The sequence below is a fragment of the Terrabacter sp. P5_B1 genome (assembly GCF_056400505.1).
Genome location: NZ_JBFULD010000462.1, coordinates 1 through 2,408 on the forward strand (window position 1 = coordinate 1; position 2,408 = coordinate 2,408).

The 2,408-nt window shown below is 73.3% G+C and carries 2 protein-coding genes; one reads left to right on the top strand and one right to left on the bottom strand.

The window, feature by feature from the left end; all coding sequences use genetic code 11:
- A partial coding sequence (locus AC1DP0_RS20870) for an ATP-binding protein (RefSeq protein ID WP_478088297.1) occupies positions 1-1,294 on the bottom strand: 1,294 nt, incomplete at its 3' end.
- A gap of 85 nt (positions 1,295-1,379) precedes the next feature.
- On the opposite strand from AC1DP0_RS20870, the gene AC1DP0_RS20875 reads away from it, so the two are divergent.
- Positions 1,380-2,408: alpha/beta-hydrolase N-terminal domain-containing protein (locus AC1DP0_RS20875; RefSeq protein ID WP_478088299.1), on the top strand; the 1,029-nt coding region annotated here is incomplete at its 3' end.

The window sequence follows — 2,408 nt, forward strand, 5'->3', positions numbered from 1 at the left end:
GGGCCAGCAGACCGCGGGGCACGAACCCGAAGGCCGACCCGAGCTGCTCGAGGTCCTCGCGCGAGTTCATCCGCATCAGGGTCAGGTTGTCGCACTGGGACACGATGCCGGGGTGCACCTTCGAGGGGCGCTGCGTCGACAGGAGCAGCCACAGGCCGTACTTGCGGCCCTCGGCGGCGATCTGGATGAGGCGGTCACGCACCGCGATGCCGAGGGGGGTCTCGGGGTCGGGCGGGCAGAGGTTGTGCGCCTCGTCGACGACGATGAGAAGGGGTCTCCGCTCGGCCCGCCGCGCCCACRGGTCGTCGAGGACGGCGAGGGCGACGGTCAGCTGCTCCTCGGGCCGCTCGTAGCCGCCGAGGTCGAGCACCGTCGCAGCCGGTCGGCGCGCGATGACGTCGGTCGCCGGCACCGCGCCGAGGGCCCACGTCCGGGTCCACTCGATGACCCCCAGGTTCTCGATGCGCTGGGCCAGGGCCTCGGCATCCGGGTCGCCGAGCGACCGCAGGTAGGGCAGGATCTGCCCTGCGTCCACGGTGTCGAAGTCTCCGGAGAACAGGCGCAGGAGCGCGTTGTACTCCGCCCGGTCCACGACCGGGTCGAGGCGCAGCACCGCGGCCTTTGCGCGCGAGGTGAGTGCGGTGAAGCGCACCCGCAACGGGATCTCCTCGTCGTCGGGACGGAGGATGACGACGTCACGGCCGCCCAGGGCCTTGGCCTGGAGGGCGTTTGCCTCGACGGCTTGTTCGTGGAGACGCACGAAGTCGCTGTTGGGGTCGAAGACGACGATGGGCAGGCGGGTCGTCAGGAGGATGCGTTCGAGGAGGACCCCGAGGGCGTACGTCTTGCCGGAGCCGCTCTGGCCGCACCAGAAGGTGTGTCGGTTGAGGCGGTTGGGCACGAGCGCGACGCCCACCGAGTCCTGCCCCGCGAGGTGGCCGAGGTGCAGCTCCGGGTCGGCCCCCGACAGCAGGTGTTGCACCGCATCGGGACGCGTCGGCCGGACGGCGACGTCGTGCCACGGCGAGTCCGCAGGGTGCCCGGAGCGGCCGGACCCGCCACCGAGCTGCACGAGGGTGCCGGAGGCCGAGAAGCCCGCGGCGGACCCGTCCCTGGCGACGTCCTCGACGAAGGCGAGCACGCCGTCCTCGCCCTCGAGCGCGAGGTAGTCCCCGGGCACCGGCTGTTCGTTCGCCGGGCCACGCGCCACGAACGACCTCCCGTCCGATGACTCCAGACGAGTGAGGCCGGAGGACGGAGCGGAGGACGGGCCGACGTCGACGTTCGCTGCCATGACTCCATGATGGTGACCTGGCCCGGGCCGTGGGGCCGTCCTGGACCGGACACCACCCGCTGCCCGACACATTCACCCTCGAAGGGTGAGCGCAGGGCACGCCGTCGTGGCCATGCTCGGAGCAGGAGCGCGTGCGACGCCGGTCCGCGCGCCCGTCAGCCCAGCGCCGGGAGGAACCATGGAGCAGTCGGACTTCGTGCACACCGGGCAGAAGGTCGCTCTGGTCATGGCCTCCGTCGTCACACCGTCGACCCTGGCGCCGTCGCTGTCGAAGCGTTCCTGGAAGGACCAGGGCCTCATCACCGGGCTGTCGACAGGCGCGCACTACCTCCTCGCGCTCTCGTCCCAGGACGTCATCGACGTCGTGGCCCCCGCCGTGGCCAGCGCGGCAGCCACGTGGGCGGTGTTCCCCGACGGCTGGTCCGAGGAGCGGCGCCGCTCGGTTGCGGCCCTCGGCTGCGAGCTGGCGATGGCGCCGCTGGGACTCGGCCTCGCGGCATACCTCGACCGTCGTGGCGTCGCCACGGCCAGGGAAGGCCTCCTGCGGCAGGGCGCCTGGCGGATGGGCTCCACGGCCCTGTGCGGCACGGTGCTCATCGGTGCCACGGCCGGGGTGCGCCGGCTGGACCGCGCGCTCGGCGCCGACGGACGCCTCGCCGCCCTGCCCCTGTCGGTCCCCGTGGGCCTTGCCACGTCCGCCGTCATCGAGCGCGCTCGTCGCTCAGGCACTGACGACGGCACGGACCCGGCCGGTGACGTCCCCACGGTCGGTGGGCTTGCCGCCGGAGGCGGCGTCCTTGCCGTGCTCTACGGCGCCGGCTGGGTCGAGCGGTGGACGGCCGAGCAGGTGCGCCGACTCGCCCCAGGGGCGGCGCCCGGTGCCGGACTCGCCTGGCAGGTCGTCTCGCACGCGGCGTTCGCAGCCGGAGCCGGTGTCGCCGTCAGCGCGCTGTGGACTCGGGCCATGCAACGGATCGAGGCCGTGACGACGACCGTGGACCCGTGGATGCGCGCCGCGCCCGGCGTGTGGACGGACCCCATGGTGAGCGGCGACCCGGCGAGTCTCGTCTCGTGGGACTCGCTCGGCCGCGAGGGGAGACGGCACGCCGCCACC